This is a genomic window from Actinomadura sp. KC06 (assembly GCF_004348735.1).
Classification (GTDB): Bacteria; Actinomycetota; Actinomycetes; order Streptosporangiales; family Streptosporangiaceae; genus Spirillospora.
On the sequence record NZ_SMKT01000177.1, the window covers coordinates 1 to 17121 of the forward strand.

16 protein-coding genes and 1 tRNA gene are annotated in these 17121 nt (G+C 69.1%); 6 read left to right on the top strand and 11 right to left on the bottom strand.

The window, feature by feature from the left end; translation table 11 throughout:
- Nucleotides 1–571: 571 nt before the first annotated feature.
- Nucleotides 572–2008, bottom strand: a complete 1437-nt coding sequence (locus tag E1287_RS35865; RefSeq protein WP_131969732.1) for a beta-propeller fold lactonase family protein — start codon at nucleotides 2006–2008, stop codon at nucleotides 572–574.
- A 625-nt stretch (nucleotides 2009–2633) separates the two neighbouring features.
- Between E1287_RS35865 and E1287_RS44275 the strand changes: the two genes are divergently transcribed.
- Nucleotides 2634–2786, top strand: coding sequence for a hypothetical protein (locus E1287_RS44275; RefSeq protein WP_165969369.1), 153 nt, complete (start codon nucleotides 2634–2636; stop codon nucleotides 2784–2786).
- Nucleotides 2787–2986: 200 nt separating this feature from the next.
- Here the strand turns inward: E1287_RS44275 and E1287_RS35870 are convergent.
- Together E1287_RS35870 and E1287_RS35875 are read right to left on the bottom strand one after the other, a co-directional pair.
- Nucleotides 2987–3059 (bottom strand) — tRNA-Arg (locus E1287_RS35870).
- Nucleotides 3060–3227: 168 nt separating this feature from the next.
- The gene (locus E1287_RS35875) at nucleotides 3228–3545 is read right to left on the bottom strand and encodes a hypothetical protein (protein WP_131969733.1); all 318 of its coding nucleotides are present in this window, start codon (nucleotides 3543–3545) and stop codon (nucleotides 3228–3230) included.
- A 188-nt stretch (nucleotides 3546–3733) separates the two neighbouring features.
- On the opposite strand from E1287_RS35875, the gene E1287_RS35880 reads away from it, so the two are divergent.
- Nucleotides 3734–4774, top strand: coding sequence for a D-alanyl-D-alanine carboxypeptidase family protein (locus tag E1287_RS35880; RefSeq protein WP_131969734.1), 1041 nt, complete (start codon nucleotides 3734–3736; stop codon nucleotides 4772–4774).
- Between the two features lie 100 nt (nucleotides 4775–4874).
- Here E1287_RS35880 and E1287_RS35885 read toward each other — a convergent pair whose 3' ends face one another.
- The 8 genes from E1287_RS35885 to E1287_RS35920 all read right to left on the bottom strand — a co-directional run bounded on the left by E1287_RS35885 (nucleotide 4875) and on the right by E1287_RS35920 (nucleotide 13912).
- A complete protein-coding gene (locus tag E1287_RS35885) occupies nucleotides 4875–5288 on the bottom strand; it encodes an MscL family protein (protein ID WP_131969735.1) in 414 nt (137 codons plus the stop codon).
- 273 nt (nucleotides 5289–5561) lie between these two features.
- Entirely contained in the window at nucleotides 5562–6176 is a 615-nt protein-coding gene (locus E1287_RS35890) for an RcpC/CpaB family pilus assembly protein (RefSeq protein WP_131969736.1), read from the bottom strand.
- Nucleotides 6173–7000, bottom strand: coding sequence for an S-methyl-5'-thioadenosine phosphorylase (locus E1287_RS35895; protein WP_131969737.1), 828 nt, complete (start codon nucleotides 6998–7000; stop codon nucleotides 6173–6175). The genes E1287_RS35890 and E1287_RS35895 overlap by 4 nt, the downstream gene beginning before the upstream one ends.
- Nucleotides 7001–7166: 166 nt before the next feature.
- Nucleotides 7167–9299, bottom strand: coding sequence for an MMPL family transporter (locus E1287_RS35900; RefSeq protein WP_131969738.1), 2133 nt, complete (start codon nucleotides 9297–9299; stop codon nucleotides 7167–7169).
- Between the two features lie 802 nt (nucleotides 9300–10101).
- A complete protein-coding gene (locus tag E1287_RS35905) occupies nucleotides 10102–10452 on the bottom strand; it encodes an FmdB family zinc ribbon protein (protein WP_131969739.1) in 351 nt (116 codons plus the stop codon).
- Between the two features lie 161 nt (nucleotides 10453–10613).
- Complete coding sequence (locus E1287_RS35910; RefSeq protein WP_131969740.1) at nucleotides 10614–12098, bottom strand: potassium/proton antiporter; 1485 nt, start codon at nucleotides 12096–12098, stop codon at nucleotides 10614–10616.
- 103 nt (nucleotides 12099–12201) lie between these two features.
- On the bottom strand, nucleotides 12202–13191 hold the full coding sequence (locus E1287_RS35915; RefSeq protein ID WP_131969741.1) for an NAD(P)-dependent oxidoreductase: 990 nt from the start codon (nucleotides 13189–13191) through the stop codon (nucleotides 12202–12204).
- Between the two features lie 139 nt (nucleotides 13192–13330).
- On the bottom strand, nucleotides 13331–13912 hold the full coding sequence (locus tag E1287_RS35920; protein ID WP_131969742.1) for a 5-formyltetrahydrofolate cyclo-ligase: 582 nt from the start codon (nucleotides 13910–13912) through the stop codon (nucleotides 13331–13333).
- Between the two features lie 33 nt (nucleotides 13913–13945).
- On the opposite strand from E1287_RS35920, the gene galU reads away from it, so the two are divergent.
- From galU to E1287_RS35940, 4 genes are all read left to right on the top strand, one after another.
- A complete protein-coding gene (gene galU / locus E1287_RS35925) occupies nucleotides 13946–14872 on the top strand; it encodes a UTP--glucose-1-phosphate uridylyltransferase GalU (RefSeq protein ID WP_131969743.1) in 927 nt (308 codons plus the stop codon).
- A gap of 26 nt (nucleotides 14873–14898) precedes the next feature.
- Entirely contained in the window at nucleotides 14899–16107 is a 1209-nt protein-coding gene (gene glp / locus E1287_RS35930) for a gephyrin-like molybdotransferase Glp (RefSeq protein ID WP_131969745.1), read from the top strand.
- Between the two features lie 5 nt (nucleotides 16108–16112).
- Nucleotides 16113–16583 carry a cyclic pyranopterin monophosphate synthase MoaC gene (moaC, locus tag E1287_RS35935; protein WP_131969744.1) on the top strand — a complete coding sequence of 157 codons (471 nt, stop codon included), beginning with the start codon at nucleotides 16113–16115 and terminating at the stop codon, nucleotides 16581–16583.
- A 31-nt stretch (nucleotides 16584–16614) separates the two neighbouring features.
- The coding region (locus tag E1287_RS35940; protein WP_347814002.1) for a MogA/MoaB family molybdenum cofactor biosynthesis protein at nucleotides 16615–17121 on the top strand (507 nt) is incomplete at its 3' end.

Here is a 17121-nt window from a genome sequence, read left to right on the forward strand (position 1 = left end):
GCCACCCCGCCCCCGGCACCGCCCGAGCCACCGGGCACTCCACCGCCTCGCAACCCCGACCCAAGGAACGACACTGACCCCACGTCGATCCACACGCGCCACTGCACCAGCCCGCAACAGGGGCCGCTGTCGCCGACGCAGGCCGAATCCCGTATCAGACGCCCCCACACCGCTCTCTTCACCCCGGAGCCTGACCAACGGTGCTTAAGGAGCCCGCTCCCGTCACCGCTTTGCCTGGACGAGCCCGAGAACACCGGGCGGTCACTCGGAACCGACCGACCTCACCATCGGCGTCTGGGAGGCGCTCGACCAGACCGGGCTGATCGTTCGGCTGCTGCCCGAATGGGAACGCGTCCGCAACCGTCCGCAGCGCAACCCGTCCACCGCTTCACCGTGGACCGCCACCTCGTGGAAACCGCTACCGGCGCCGCCGCCCTGACCCGCGAGGTCGCCCACCCCGGTCTCCCTCCGCGAACTAGTCGCCCACCCAGCGGATGGGTTCGACCAGCCGGCGTTCATGCGACATATCCGGTTCAGGAAATGAAAGACATGACGGCGAACATAACGGGGCTTACATGATCTCCAGCTCCTGTGACGTCCGGGCCGCGGAGTCACCGTCGCAGAGGATTTTCTGGCCGGTGTAGATCTGCGTGGTGGAGCAGTTCTCGTCGTCGGTCACCGTGAGCGTGACCCGGTAGACGCCGGGTTCGGCGTATTCGTGCACGGGCTGGGGCCCCGCGTCGCTGACCCGCGTGCCGTCGCCGAAGTCCCAGTCGAAGCGGGCGACCCGCCCGTCGCGGTCGGACGAGGCGGTCGCGTCGAAACGAGCGGTCGTGCCGTCCTGGTCGGCGCTGAAGGCGGCACGGGGGGCGGCGTTCGGCCGGAAGGTCACCGCCTGAAAGGCCGGATCCTGGCCGGTCGTGGGGATGTTGGGGCCGCGCCGATCGAGCGTGCCGTTGCGCGCGACACGAAACACGGTGATGTCGCTACTGAGATGGCTCGACACGACGAGATGCCGTCCGTCCGGAGTCGGCGACAGACTGGACGGAGCCTGCCCGGCACGGAATCGGCCGCCGGGCACGGGAGTAAGCCGACCATCGGTGGCGATAGAAAATCCGAGAACGAATCCCTGGAATTCCGGATCGTGCGAACCGCCGGCCGAGACGTAAAGATGCCGGCCGTCGGGCGTGATAGCGACGTCGGTCGGAAGCTCGAAGGCGGGGAAAGGGCTCCCAGGAATCGCGCTCAGCCGTCCGTCAGCGCCGACGGCGAAGCCGGACACCGAGTTCGACAGGTGATTGGCAACGTAGAGGAAGCGGCCATCGGGAGTGACGCCGATCCCCGTGGCAGTGGCACCCACCGCAACGGGCTCGCCTATCGGACTGATTCCGCCGTCGGCTCGGCGCGCGTAGACCGTCAGCACATCAGGTTCGCTGTCGGAAGGCCGACCGTGGCTGACGAACAGGAAGCGGCCGTTGGGAGAGATGGCCACCCCTCGGGGGCTCGCCACGGGCACGGTCACTGGATCTCCCAGCGGCCGGACGGAGCCATCCCCAGCGATCTGGAAGATCTCGACCAAATTCCGGAGGAGGCCGGTGACGTACAGGTTGCGCCCGTCCGGCGCGATAGCGATGCCGAACGGCTCTGTGTCGTGCAGCTGTGTCGAAGCGGTAGGAGTCAGGTCGCCGTCGCCACCCACAGCGAATGTGGTGAGTCGTGGCAGTGAACCCGCGGTCGTGCCCGCCACGTAGGCATGCCGCCCGTCAGGAGCGAGCACGATGCCGCGCAGCTGGCCGCCGGCCTCCACCAGCGGCCCAGTCAGCTCGGCCTGCCCGTCCCGCGTCATGGCAAAGACGGAAACGCCAGGCGGCGGGCCGAGATCGCTGCCCGGCCGCGGTCCGAAGTTGGTGACATACAGCGGACGAGTGAGCGTTTCGTCGGCGGCGGCAACCGGGCTGTGCACAAGTGACAGCGCGAGGACCAGCACCATCGCGATCAATCGTCCCATGTGACACTCCCCGAGACATCGAATCCCTCACCTACCACCACGGCCATACCGATACCGCGGTTCGATTCCAGGCAAGAAAGGCCCCCTTCACTTGCCGCGTCCCCGGGGGCGTTGGGCTGCCGCGTTTGATCGTTCAGCCCTTGCAGCCACGAGGGGCGATCACTCAACGGCGCCATCAGCCGGGGCGCCCTCACGCGTCATAAAGAGGCCTGGATGGCGGGATAGGCGCCCAGGCCAGAACACTCAAAGAGTCTGGCATCGCGCCAACTGGCGGTTGCCGGAAATAGAGATCACGCCCCTCTTGTTCAATGATCGACAAGGCAACGTCCTCCTGATCATCATCCTCAGACGGTGATTCCTGTGCGGCCGCCGTTATTCTCTGTGTCGCTCACAGAAAGATCATCGACGAGCCGAGAACCGACAATGATCACCAGGATCTAGGACGTCCAACATGCCTGAAACTGAACACTGTCAGAGGGGCTTGGCAACCGAGGCAGCCACCTGCACCGAAAACCTGCGCCCCGCTTAACGCGGCCACTGGAAAAAGCGCCCCTCTGTTCAGGCCGCCACTGACGGCGCAGCGAGAACGTCGACCACACAAAGGTCGCCTCCAGAACTCCGGCTAGTGCGGTCGCCGTCACGGCGCGACATCCCGCTGCGCGAGGCCGTCTACCGGATGCTCCACGAGACCATCTCCCTCGCCGCCGAAATCCTCCCCCTCAGCGTCAAGGACCTGGCCTCAGAGAACTGGTGCCCCGCTCACCATCAGGGGCGGTGACACCGAACGGATGTACTGGGACGCCGGGCACCGCCCCGCCTCCTGACCCGCCTGCTCCCCGAGACGGGTCCCCCCGTGGGACCGCATTAAGAACGAACAAGCGTAGCCCACCGCCTAGGGCCGCAACCAAGAGGAACATCCCGCCGCAAGCCCCGACCGACGTCCGCGCTGGTCAGGGAAACTTCATGTAGTGAGAAGGGCGCCTCCGGCAGGATTCGAACCTGCGACACCCGCTTTAGGAGAGCGGTGCTCTATCCCCTGAGCTACGGAGGCGTGTCGTCGCTCGCGGCAAGAGCGTAGCGGACGGCCTCTCCAGGGTAGGGGACGGGGAGTGTTGAGCGCTCCTTCTTATGGGGGCTCTGGCTTATGGGGGCTCTGGCCTCTAGGCCGGGTGGGGGCCGTGTGGGTACGCTTCGGTGCCGTGACGGGTCGGCATCGCGGTCAGCCGAAGGAATGGGCTGCCGAGGACGAGGTGGAAGCGCGGTCGTCCCGGGGTGTGCGGATCGGCGTTGTCGCCGGTGCCTTTGTGGTGCCCGTCGTGCTGGCCTCGTTGGTCGCGTTCGGGTTGCGGGACGAGCCGGTGCGGGAGCGGCCGGGGACGGTGGGGTCGGCGCGGAGCGCTACCCCGGCTGTGACGCCCGAGCGGGAGCCGACGTACGGGGAGTACGTGCCGCCTGACGCGGAGCCGCAGGCGGGGACGAAGGCTCCCAAGCGGGCGCCCGTGCAGGAGGCGGTGCCGCGGAAGAGCAGGACTCCCAAGCCGTCGCCGTCCTTCAGGACGCGGCGGCCGTGCCCGCCGGGCTGGGAGGACGTCTGGTGGATGCACCGGTGGTGCGAACCGCAGCATGCTCACCGTGGTCGCTGAACCGATTACGCACAGGTCATCGTAGAACCTGTAGTAGCGTTCTGCCGCTGTTCCGCATTTGGGCATCAGGAGGAAAACCACCGTGCCGAACCCCCGGTCGGCGGCGCTGACCGCGGTCTTCCTGGTGATGACGATGATCTCACCGCATGGCGCCGCCACGGCGGCCGAGGGTCGGGTCGATCCTCTGGAGTCGCTGCGCCGTGAAGCGTCGAAGGCCCGGGCCGAACTCGAGAAGGCCACGAAGCGGATGGAGGACCGGAAGAAGGACCTGGCCGCTTCACAGGTCAAGCTGCGGGACACGCTGAAGGATCTGGCGGCGGCCGAGGCCGAGCTGAACGAGATCCGGGAACCGCTGGCGAGGCTGGCGAACACGTCGTACCAGCAGCGCGGAGCCGCCGGGTCGATGTCGATCTTCGGTGGCGGTGATCCGGGCCAGGCGCTGCGGTCGACGGCGGACGTGACGCTGCTCGCCCAGACGCAGAAGGCGCTTGTGGATCGTGCCGACGATCTGCAGGAGCGGCGGAAGCGGCTCGCCACGACCGCTCAGGACCTGCAGTCGCGCAACGCGGTCGAGCAGACCCGCCTGCAGCAGGAGGTCGACGGGCTGAAGAGCAAGTCGGCGCAGCTGACCGAGCAGCTCAACGCGATGCTCGACAAGCTCGCGGTGAGCCGCCTCAAGCGGTTGCAGCTCGGCTGCGACAAGGGCCTTTCGAGCGATGCGAAGCAGTTCCCGAACGGGCTGATCCCGTCGAAGTACCTGTGCGTCCTGCCGCAGAAGGGGCACAAGCTGCGCGCGGACGCGGCGCAGGCGTTCTACAAGCTGAACGCGGCGTACAAGCGCCGGTTCGGGCGCGACATGTGCGTCACGGACGCGTACCGGAACCTGTCGGAGCAGCATCGGATCTACGCGCAGAGGCCGGGTTTCGCCGCCGTTCCCGGGACGAGCAACCACGGCAAGGGTCAGGCCGTCGATCTGTGCGGTGGTGTGCAGAACTCTGGGTCCGTCCAGTTCAACTGGTTGGAGGCCAAGGCCGGGAAGTACGGCTGGATCCATCCGGCGTGGGCGTACAGCAGCCCGTTCGAGCCGTGGCACTGGGAGTACGGCACCGAGAACGACGAATGACGCTGAGGTCGTTCGCCGTCTCGGCCCGTATCGCGTGCTGCGGTCGTCGGACGGCTCCCCGCGAGGTGTCACCCTGCGCGCGCCTGCTCGGGGGCCCGGCTTAAAGCGGGGCTTCGGTGGCGGGGACGACCTCGACGGTGCAGTGGCGGCAGCGGCTGGCCTTGATCGGGATCTCGCCGAGGCACTGCGGGCATTCGCGCTCGGTGGCCTCCTTGCCCCGGTCCATCCGCTCGATCAGCTTGGTCGTCGGGAGCACCACCACGAAGTACACGATCGCGGCCGTGATGGCGAAGGCGATCGCGGACGTCACGAAGATCCCGTACGGGAACGCGGTGCCGTCGATCGTGACGGACAGCCGGGTGTAGTCGGGCTTGCCGCCGATCAGCGCGATCAGCGGAGTGATGAAGGAGTTCGCGAAGTCCTTGACGAGGCCGGCGAAGGCGGCTCCGATGACGAACGCGACCGCGAGGTCGATGAGGTTCCCGCGGAACAGGAACGTCTTGAATCCACTCATGTCGAGCTCCAGGGATGTCGGGGTGCGCATGCGGATCTGCGCAGGAACGGCTACGGATCGTAATGAAACCGTCCGGGGTTCGCCAAGTCAGGACAGAAACGATCTCTGACGTGCGAACTTACGGACGCGGCCCCGCGATGGTCAGAGGCCGATGATCGTTATGCCATGGACCGCTGGCACCCCACTAGCGCAGCAGCGGTCTGGGCTCCGTTGATGGCTGGGGCGAGCAGTGGACCCCTGCGCGCCGTCCCATCGGGTGTGGCGTGGTGTTGGTTAGAGGGTGGTGATTGTTAGGGAGAGGGGGGCGCCGGCGCCGGCCAGGGCGGCGGCTTGGGCTCGGTCTGTGGCTAGGACGATCAGTGCTCCTTCCTCCTGGGGGCCGTCCTCGTCTGGGGGTGGGACGGCTACTACGGGGACCGAGGAGACCACTATTCGTGCCGGGCCCTGCTGTTGTGTCGCTTCGAGCGGGTCGGAAGGGGCCTGGGTGGTCAGGACGTCGATGTGGTCGCCGGGGTGGAGGAGGCGGGTCGCGTCCGCGTCGGCCATGCGGACGGGGGTGGCGACCGTGCCGGAGCCGTAGCCGCGGAGGAGGGCGGCGCCGACGACGCGGGCGTCGGTGAGGGGTTCGCCTCGGCGCATGGGTCCGGCGAGGACGCGGCCGGCGGCGCGCGAGCGGAGGGCGCCCGAGGGGACGGAGCCCGGCGGGAGGTTCACAGGGCGCAGGTCGGACGGGGTGAGAGTCCTTCCGGCAGGGAGGTCGCGGGCGGCGGCGAGGACGCGGACGGACGGCGGCGGCGCAGGCCGCAGGGCCAGGAGGGCGAGCCCGGCGGCGGCCGCCGCGAACAGCGCCGCCAGCGGCCGTCGCAGGCGGCTTAAACGGACGTTCACGGGAGCTCCAGGGGCAGCTTGATGCCGTCCAGGACGTTCGGGCACGGGCACGAGCGGCCGGACGGCAGCGCCTTGACGATGTCGGCGACGACGGTGCGGAGGCGGCCGATGTTCTCGCCGAAGACGCGGAGCACCTCCTCCATCGTGACGCCCTCGCCCTCCTCGATGCCCGCGTCGAGGTCGGTGACCAGGCACAGCGGGGTGTAGCAGAGCGCCAGCTCGCGGGCCAGGACGGCCTCGGGGTGGCCGGTCATCCCGATCAGCGTCCAGCCCTGAGAGGCGAACCACTGGGACTCGGCCCGGGTCGAGAAGCGCGGCCCCTCGATGACGACGAGCGTGCCGCGGTCGACGGGATCCCAGCCGGCGGTGCGGGCCGACGTCACGGCGATGCGGCGGCCGACCGGGCAATACGGGTCGGAGAACGAGACGTGGACCGCGGCGCCGTCGTCGTAGTAGGTCTGCTCCCGTCCGGACGTGCGGTCGGCTAGCTGGTCGGGCACGGCGAGCGTGCCGGGGCCGTAGTCGGGGGTGAGCGAGCCGACCGCGCTCGGGGCCAGCACCTGGCGGACGCCGAGGGAGCGCAGCGCCCACAGGTTGGCCCGGTAGGGGATCTTGTGCGGCGGGAACCGGTGGTCGCGGCCGTGCCGCGGGACGAACGCGACGCGGCGTCCCGCCAGCTCGCCGACGGCGACGGTGTCGCTGGGAGGGCCGTACGGGGTCTCGACCCGCATCTCCTCGACGTCGTCGAGGAACGAGTAGAACCCGGAGCCGCCGATGACCCCGATCTCGGCGGCGGGCTGGGAACTGGAAGGCTGAGTGGACATGGCGCCGACATTAGCCACCCCGCCGCGGCCCCGGGAGACCGTCCGTCAATTGTGGATAACCACGGAGAAGGGGCCCGGCCTGAGCCGGGCCCCTTCCCTTCCCCGTCCCGGCCGAAGCCGGGGGTCTGCGCACGTCAGCAGGTCCGCCGCCGGCCGTCCGCGCGGGCTAGCCGACCGGGTCGAGGACCTTGGGGCGGTCGACGGACGCCGGTTCCTCCTTGGCCAGCCGGCCCGGCGTCCAGATCCGCCGCCCGATGTCGTACGACAGCGCCGGGAGCAGCAGGGACCGGACGATCAGGGTGTCGAGGAGGACGCCGAACGCCACCGCGAAGCCCATCTCGACCATGAACACCAGCGGCAGCGTGACCATGGACGCGAACGTCGCCGCCAGGACCAGCCCGGCCGAGGTGATCACGCCGCCGGTGACGGTGAGGCCGCGCTGGATGCCGCGGCGGGTCCCGAGGGTCTGCGATTCCTCCCGGACGCGGTGCATCAGGAAGATGTTGTAGTCGACCCCCAGCGCCACCAGGAAGATGAACGCCAGGAGCGGGAATCCGGCGTCGGTGCCCTCGAAGCCGAAGATGTGGTCGAAGATCAGCGCGCAGGCGCCGAGCGAGGCGAGGAACGACAACACCACGGTGCCCATCATCAGCAGCGGCGCGACGACCGCTCGCAGCAACGCGATGAGGATCAGGAACACCACGCCCAGCACGATCGGGATGATCACCTGGTTGTCGCGGGTGGAGGCCCGTTTGATGTCGAGATACGTCGCGGTGGTCCCGCCGACCTTGGCGTCCGCGGACGGGACGGCGTGCGCCGCCGTCCGCAGCCGGTCGATGGTCGAGCGCGCCGCCTCGCTGTCGGCCGGGTCCTTCAGCGTCGCCTCGTACTTGACCAGGCCGTTCGCCGTAGCGGCCGGGCCGAGTTCGGCGACGCCCGGCGTCCCGCGGACGGTCTCGGCGATCCGGTCGGACGCCGACGCCTTGCCGATCACGATGGCCGGCGACCCTGATCCGGCGGCGAAGTGCCGGGCGACGACCTCGGAGCCCTGGATGGAGTCGGGACGTCCAGTGAACTGCCCCGCGTCGGAGAGTCCGTCGGCCTTGAGCGAACCCAGGCCGAGGGTGAGGACGATCAGCCCGAGCATGGTGGCGGCCCAGAGCGCGCGCGGGCGCCGACCCACCAGACCGGCGATGCGGCTCCAGACGCCGTGTTCGGCCTCGTACGCCTCCGGCTGCAGGTATTTGGCGTCGTACCGGGGGATCAGCGGCCAGAACAGCCAGCGGCCGAAGATGACGAGGAGGGCGGGCAGGAGAGTGGTCATGGCACCGAGCGCGGTGAGGATGCCCGCCGCGGCAACGGGGCCCATGCCCGCGGTGGAGTTCATCTCGGCGAGCAGGAGGCACAGCAGCCCGACCGCCACGGTGGCGGCGGACGCTATGAGCGCGGGCGCGGCGCGATGCAGCGCGTACGCCATCGCTTCGTGCCGGTCCTCGTGCCTATGCAGTTCCTCCCGATATCGCGCGACGAGCAGTAGTGCGTAGTCGGTTGCTACACCGAAGACGAGGACGGTCAGGATTCCAGAGCTCTGGCCGTTGACGGTGAGGTCCCCGTACTTGGCGAGCAGATACACCAGCGACTGGGCCAGCCCTAGGGCGAAAAGGGCGCTCAGCACAGGGACGAACCAGAGGATCGGGCTGCGGTAGATGATGAGCAGCAGGACGATGACGACGCTGCCCGCGGCCATGAGCAGGAAGCCGTCGATGGTCTCGAAGACCTCGAACTGGTCGGCTCCCATGCCGGCGGGTCCGGTGACGTGCGCGGTCAGTCCGGGCGGTCCGCGCTTGGATACGTCACGTGCCTCGTCTACCGCTTTGGTGAGGTCCTCGTCGGTGAGGGGCACGAACGTCTGCAGGGCTTTGCCGTCCTTGGACGGGAACGGGCCCTGCACCTTCTGCGCGCCGGGCAGTTTCTGGAAGACGGAGACGTCCGCGGCGGCCTTCGCGCGGTCCTGTGCGGTGATTCCCCCGGAACGCTCGTAGACGATGACCGCGGGCATCGTCTCGTCCTTGCGGAACTGTTCCTCAAGCTCGACGACCTGCGTGGATTCGGCTCCGCCGGGGAGCCAGGACGCCGCCTCGTTCTTCTCGACGTCGCCGAGCCTGCCGGCCAGCGGGCCGAGGGCGAGCAGCAGGACGACCCACAGAGCCAGCACGGCCCACTTGGTGCGCCGGCCGGCGATGAGTCCGGCCAGGCGCTGGGTGCGTGACCTGGGGGGAGCCGGGCTGTGTTCGCTCATGTACCTCTCCTGTGCATTCTGCGATCGAGATATGTCGCGTTCGCTAGAATGTCTCGAACGTCGAGACATGTCAAGTACTATCGCGAAATCTCGCAACGCTTGGGCAAGTTTCTCTGATCTAGAGTCTCTCTGTATTCGAGAGTCTTGTCAACTGGGAGAGGTGCATGCATGCCGGTCGCCTCCCACGCACTCAATCGTCGCGAGAAAGCACCGCAAGCGCGTCCGGCATTTGGCGGGACCTGGGCTACCCCGGCCGAGGCATGAGCCAGCCTGCGGCTACCCCTTGAGATGTAGAAGCGGAGGGACGGCGCAGGCCTTGAATAGGAGACCCACCTCCGCCTAACCGGCAAGGGCATCCGCTGACCTGGGAGAACCCCCGCCACAGACAAGCCGCGCCCGGCCACTGATGTGCACACGCACCGCGCTGATCTCTAAGCGAGCGCCAGGTGCCGACGTGAGCGGGCACCAGGCGCCGACGAGAGCGCGGAGCAGCGCCACCGTGCGCGGCCGCCAGCGCTACGTGGACGTGCACTGGCGTGGGAGCGGCAAGACCTTACGCGGGCGGCCGCCAGCGCCCATCTGGGCGTGGGGTGGCATGGGCCTGACGTGCGCGGAGCGTCGCTCCCAAGGTTGGACGCCAGCGCTTACGTGGGGCGCGGGGCGGTGGAGGCGTGGGTGGACGCCAGGCACTTATGTCGTCTGTGCTGGTTTGGGTGGGCACGCGAAACCGGGGGCCGTGTGGCCGGGGGTGGCCGGTGGGCCCCCGGGTTGGAGACGCGGGGTTGGGTCCGGGCCGTGAAGGTCAGGCGACCTTTTCGGAGGACGAAGACGACGGCTTGCTGGAGGACGATGAGTCGCCTCCAGACGAAGAGGAAGACGAGGAAGACGACGTGTCCGGCTTGGGCGAGTCGCCGCTGGAGGACGAGCCGCCAGAGGAGCCGTTGGACGTGGCGCCTGCGGTGGCGGGCTTTCCAGAGCCGCGGCTGTCGGTGCGGTAGAAGCCGGATCCCTTGAAGATGATCCCCGCAGCCGAGAAGACCTTGCGAAGCTTGCCGTTGCATGCGGGGCACTCGGTCAGCGCGTCGTCGCTGAACTTCTGCACGATCTCAAGAGGCTCGCCGCACTCGGTGCAAACGTACTGATACGTCGGCACGGTTCCTCCTCGCTGACTCAATCCGGCAGACCCGGACTGGCACTCACTTTAGACGACTGCTAATGGTACCGATGCTTGGAACAGGATTCGCCCCCGGTCTGTTCCCTGAGCCGTCATCAGCTGACAGGCAAGGGAAAGGGCCTGGTCACGGAAACGCACCGTCACGCGCCTGTCTCGCCGAACCAGCCTGCCAGCCGTCCCTTCCGGCTTACTGCGCGCAGGCGGCGCTCGGTGGCGTCGCGTACGGCGGCGGTCGTCACGACCAGGAGGGTGTCGCCCGCTTGCAAAGGCGTGGTGGGCTCCGGGACGAAGCTGGACCCGTTCCGCACAACGAGGGTGACGGACGCGCCATGCGGCAGCCGGAGCTCGAATATCTCCACGCCGTTCAGCATGGAGTCGAGCGGTATCCGCACCTCCAGCAGGTCGGCGTGCAGTTCCTCCAGGGGCGCGGCTTCCACGTCCAGTTCCCGTGTCTGCTCGTCGCTCTTCAGCCGGCACAGGCGCGCCGCCAGCGGCAGCGTGGGGCCTTGCAGGAGGGTGAACACCACGACGATGTTGAAGACGATCGCGAACAGGCGGTCGGCGCTCTCGACGTGCTCCACCATCGGGATGGTCGCGAGGACGATCGGGACGGCGCCGCGCAGTCCCGCCCAGGACGCGAACATCTTCTCGCCCCACGACAGCTTGAATCCGATCGTCGACAGCACGATCGACACGGGACGCGCGATCAGCAGCAGGACGAACCCGACCACGAGCGCAGGCACGATCTGGGCAGGCAGCTCACTGGGAGAGGCCAGCAGACCCAGCATCACGAATAGGCCGATCTGGGCGAGCCAACCGACACCTTCGGCAAAACCACGGGTGGCTGGACGGTGCGGTAGCCGTGCGTTGCCCAAAACCAGGGCGCTGACGTACACGGCAAGGAACCCACTGGAATGGAGTAGCGACGCGGCCCCATAGGCGCCGACCGACAGCGACAGCACCGCGATGGGGTAGAGGCCGGACGCGGGCAGCGCGATGCGGCGCAGCCCCTGCGCGCCCAGCCAGCCGATGGCGAAGCCGATGATGCCGCCCGCGATCAGCTCGTACAGCATCACGCCGAGCAGTTCGGTGAGGTTGGGCGCGCTGGTGTGCGCGCTGAGCGTCACCACGATGATCACGACGGGTGCGTCGTTGAAGCCGGACTCGGCCTCCAGGAGACCGCTCAGCCGGGACGGCAGCGGCAGCCGCCGCAGCACCGAGAACACGGCGGCGGCGTCGGTGGGGGCGAGCACGGCGGCGAGAAGGAAGGCGGGCCGCCAGTCCAGGCCGACCAGCCACATGGCGGCGAGCCCGACCACGACGATGCTGATCAGCGTGCCGATGGTGGAGACGACGAGCGCGGCGGGCACCGAGGGCCGGACGTGCCGCCAGCTGGTGGTGACGCCGCCCTCTGCGAGGATCAGGACGAGGGCCGCGAGGCCGAGCGTTTCGGCGAGCTCGACGTCGTCGAACTGGATGTGCGCGGGACCGGACTCGCCGATGAGCAGGCCGAGGCCCATGTACGCCAGGAGGGTCGGCAGGCCCGCCTTGTGCGACAGCCTGACCGCGACGATGGCGCAGAGTACGAGCGTGGCCCCGAGGAGTAGCCAGATGTCGAGATGCACATCCCACCCTTCGGGGTCGTCAAACTTGATCGTTTAGGAATCCTACAGATTCACCGGCGGATCGCACATTTGCGGTTGAGAGACGGCATGTCGGAAACGCTGACTATCGCCGTCTGACCTGCGGATTTACCCCGTTGACGACGTTCCGCACGTCGCGGCCCTGGACGGCCGCGGTCACGTTGTCGCGCACCAGCGTCACAAGGTTCATCTGGGACTGGACGGACGTCCCCGCCGCATGCGGGGAGAGCAGAACATCCTCGTGGGAACGCAGCGGATGGTCTGGTGCCAACGGCTCCTCGTCGTATACGTCTAGGGCGGCACCAGCTAGGCGTCCCGATTTCAGAGCGTCGAGTACGGCGTCGTCCGGTGCGATGCCCCCGCGCGCCACGTTCACTAGCAACGCGTTGTCCGGCAGTAAGGCGAGACGTTCGGAACCGATCAGGCCCCTGGTTTCGTCCGTCAGAGGCAGGGCGAGGACGAGGATGTCGGACGTCGCCACCAGGTCGTCCAGTTCGCGGTACGTGGCCGCCGCTTCTGGACGCTTCCGTCTCGTCCAGTACGACACCTTGCAGCCGAGTGCCGCGAACAGCCGTGCCGTCTCCGCGCCTATCGCACCGAAGCCGACGATGCCGATTCGCTGCGTGTGGATCTCTCGCGGACGTCGCGCGGCCATTTCCATCTGCGGCCACCTGCCCGCACGTACGGACCGGTCGCCCCAGGCGAGGTTGCGGCAGAGCGACAGCGCCGCGCCCACCGCCCACTCGGAGACGCTGCGCGCGTTGAATCCCGCTGCGTTGGCCAGGGGCACCTCCGCAGCGGTCAGCCCGGCGACATCGATGCTGTCCGTCCCCACCGCGGGCATCTGGACGAACGCCAGACGCTGTGCGGCCGCCACGGCCTCGGCGTCCAGCGCGAGCCGCCCCGTGAAATCGCCGATCACGATGTCGGCGTCGGCGACGGCGGCGAGCAGGCCGGCGCGATCTCTGGTCTGGGGAAACGTCATCTCGACGGCGTCGCCCAGAGGCGCGAACAGCCCCCGGACGACGTCCTCCCCGATCGGGGGCAGGGACAGAATCCGCCACGGCGCCGTCATTGCGAACCTCCCGTTTGGCCGGCGATGTCGGATCACGCCCCCTTCGTCCGCGAAACGCGACGCCGGTGACCGCCGCGCATCGGTGACCCAAGCCGTGATCGTCCGTCCTGCAACCCTAGAGGCCGCGATCAAGGGCCGGTCAGCCGAGGCGTACCAGGCCCTCGGACGGTGTGACGGCCGCGCGGACGCGCTGGTCATGCGGTTCCGACGGCAGATTCGGCACCAGCTCCCCGTCGTACAGGAGCGCTACGGTCAGGATCGCCGGTCCGACACGCGCGAGCGCCCGGTCGTAGGAGCCGCCGCCGCGTCCGAGGCGCATGCCCGTCCGGTCGACGGCCACGGCCGGGGCGAGGACGACGTCCGCGCTGGCCACCGCGCCGGGCCCGCGCGGCGGCTCGGACGGTTCCGGGATCCCGCGCGGCCCGGGGACGAGCGAGTCGGGCCCCTCGTAGGACGCCCAGTCCAGGTCGCCGTCCGGCAGCAGCCGGGGGAGCAGCACGTACGTGCCGCGCTTCCACAGGGCGAACAGCAGGCTCCGCGTGTCCGGTTCCGCGCCGATCGAGACGTAGGCCGCGATCGTCCCCGCCATCTCGATCTCCGGGACGGGCAGCAGCTCGTCCCGGATCGACCGTGCGGCCGCGGCGCGGGCATCGGGCGGCATCGCCGCACGTCTGCCGAGCAGTTCGGCCCGGAGGCCGGTCTTCGAAGCGATGTCGTGCACGCTGCTGTCCTCACGGATGGCTAGGGTCTCTACATGGCCGACTCTGCACCTGTGCTCAAGGCGGTCGTCCCGGCGGCCGGCCTCGGTACCCGATTCTTGCCCGCCACCAAGGCGACTCCCAAGGAAATGCTGCCCATCGTCGACAAACCGGCGATCCAGTACGTCGTCGAGGAGGCGGTCGACGCCGGCCTCAGCGACGTCCTGATGGTCACCGGCCGCAGCAAACGATCCATCGAGGACCACTTCGACCGGGCGTACGAGCTGGAGGAGGCGCTGCGGGCCAAGGGCGACGACGAACGGCTCGGCGCCGTCCACGAGTCGAGCGACCTGGCCATCATGCACTACGTCCGGCAGGGCGAGCCGCGCGGGCTCGGGCACGCGGTGCACTGCGCCCGCCAGCACGTCGGGAACGAGCCGTTCGCGGTGCTGCTCGGCGACGACATGATCGACGCCCGCGACAACCTGCTGCGGCGCATGATCGAGGTGCGGCAGCAGTACGGCGGCAGCGTGATCGCGCTGATGGAGGTCGAGCCCGACCAGGTCTCCGCCTACGGCTGCGCGGCCATCGAGGCGACGGACGAGGACGACGTCGTCCGCATCTCCGACCTCGTCGAGAAGCCCTCGGCGGAGGAGGCGCCCAGCAACTGGATCATCATCGGCCGGTACATCTGCGACCCCGCGGTGTTCGACGTCCTGGAGAAGACCCCGCCGGGGCGCGGCGGCGAGATCCAGCTCACCGACGCGCTGCGCACGCTCGCCGACATGCCCGCCGACCAGGGTGGCGGCGTCTACGGGATCAAGTTCCGCGGCCGCCGCTACGACACCGGGAACAAGCTCGAATACCTCTGCACGGTCGTCCAGTTCGCTTCGGAACGTCCTGATCTGGCGCCGGAGTTCATGCCGTGGCTGCGCGAATTCGTCCGCCGGCAGGACGCCGCGGACGCTGCCGGCGGCGCGTGACCGGTGGTCACACTGGGGCGGTGGGCATGAGAACGGTCGACGAGCATCTGGCGGAAATCCTCGGCAGCGTCGCGGTGCTGTCGCCACTCGACCTGGCGCTGCTGGAGGCGCACGGCACGGTGCTGGCGGAGGCCGTGTCCGCGCCCGTTCCGCTGCCGCCGTTCGACAACTCCGCGATGGACGGTTACGCCGTCGTCGCGGCCGACATCGCGGCGGCCACCGACGCCGACCCGGTCGCGCTGCCCGTCGTCGGGGACATCGTCGCGGGCGACACCGGCGTGTCGGCAATTCGGCCCGGCATGACCGCCCGGATCATGACGGGCGCGCCGCTGCCGGCCGGTGCGGACGCGGTCATCCCGGTCGAGTGGACGGACGGCGGCAACGCCACCGTCCGGATCTCGCGGGCCGCGCCGTCCGGCAACTACATCCGCCGCGCGGGCGAGGACGTCCCCGCGGGCCAGGTCGTGGTGGACGCGGGCACCCGGCTCGGTGCCCCGCAGCTCGGCATGATCGCCGCGGTGGGACGGTCCAGGGTGACCGTTCGGCCGCGGCCGCGTGTCGTCGTCGTCTCCACCGGGGACGAACTGCGCGAACCCGGCGAGCCGCTGGCCCCTGGCCAGATCTGGGAGTCCAACAGCTACATGCTGACCGCCGCCGTGGTCGAGGCGGGTGGCGTGGGCTACCGGCAGGCGACCGTCGAGGACGAGCCCGCCAAGGTGCTGGAGATGTTCCAAGACCAGCTCGTCCGGGCCGACGCCATAGTCACCACTGGCGGCGTTTCCATGGGCACTAGGGATGTGGTCAAGGAAGTACTGGCCGGCACAGGGACGGTGGGTTTTCACAAGGTGCGGATGCGTCCGGGCAAGCCTCAAGGGTTCGGCCTTCTCGAAGGTGTGCCCGTCTTCACCCTTCCTGGGAACCCGGTAAGCGCGTACGTGTCGTTTCAGGTTTTCGTGCGTCCCGCATTGCGCGCGATGCAAGGATTGGCGGCCGACCCTCTGCCGACGGTGAGCGCCGTCCTCACCGATGACGTGAAGTCGCCACCTGGGCTCCGCCACTATCTGCGCGGGCTGTTGTCGTTCAGCCGAGGGTCTTACACCGTCACGGCGGCCGAAACGCAAGGCTCGCACCAGCTCGGCTCCCTCGCGTCGGCGAACGCGCTCATCGAACTGCCGGAGGACGTCGAAACCCTTCCTGCCGGTTCCCAGGTCGAAGTCATGAGGTTGCCGTCTTGAGTGCCATGGGCTCCGAATTCACCCATCTGGACGAGACGGGCGCAGCCCGCATGGTCGACGTGTCGTCCAAGGACGTGTCGTCCCGGACGGCGACGGCGACGGGGTTCGTCCGCCTGTCAGCCGAGTGCGTCGCGCTACTGCGCGCCGGTGACATTCCCAAGGGCGATGCCCTCTCCGTCGCCCGAATCGCTGGGATCATGGGCGCGAAACGCGTCCCCGACCTCGTCCCGCTGTGCCATCCGATCGCGCTGCACGGCGTGACCGTCGAATTGGAGATCCGGGACGACGGCGTCGCGATCACCGCCGTCACCCGCACCGCCGACCGGACGGGCGTGGAGATGGAGGCGCTGACGTCCGTCAGCGTGGCGGCGCTCGCCCTGGTCGACATGGTCAAGGCCGTGGATCCCGCCGCGGTGATCACCGACGTCCGCGTCGAGGAGAAGACCGGCGGCAAGACCGGGATGTGGCGGCGATGACCAGGACGGCCTCGGCCAGGACGGGACGGCGATGAACAGGACGGCCCTCGGTCAGGACGGGACGGCGATGATCAGGGCGATGGCGGTCACCGTGTCCAACCGGGCCGCGGCGGGCGTCTACGCGGACAAGTCGGGCCCGGTGCTCGTCGCAATGCTGGAGGACCTCGGCTGCCAGGTGGACGGCCCGGTCGTCGTCCCGGACGGGGAACCGGTCGCGGACGTCCTGCGGGACGCGGTCGCGACCGGCTACGACGTTGTCGTGACGTCCGGCGGCACCGGCCTCACCCCGACCGACCAGACCCCCGAGATGACCCGCCGGGTGATCGAGTGGGAGATACCGGGCATCGCGGAGGCCGTCCGGCTGGAGGGACGCGAGCTGGTGCCCGCCGCGATCCTGTCCCGCGGCCTCGCCGGCGTCGCGGGCGGCACGCTCATCGTCAACCTGCCGGGCTCGACCGGCGGCGTCCGCGACGGCATGACGGTCCTCGGCCGCGTCCTCGCCCACGCCGTCGACCAGATCAAGGGCAGCGACCACCCC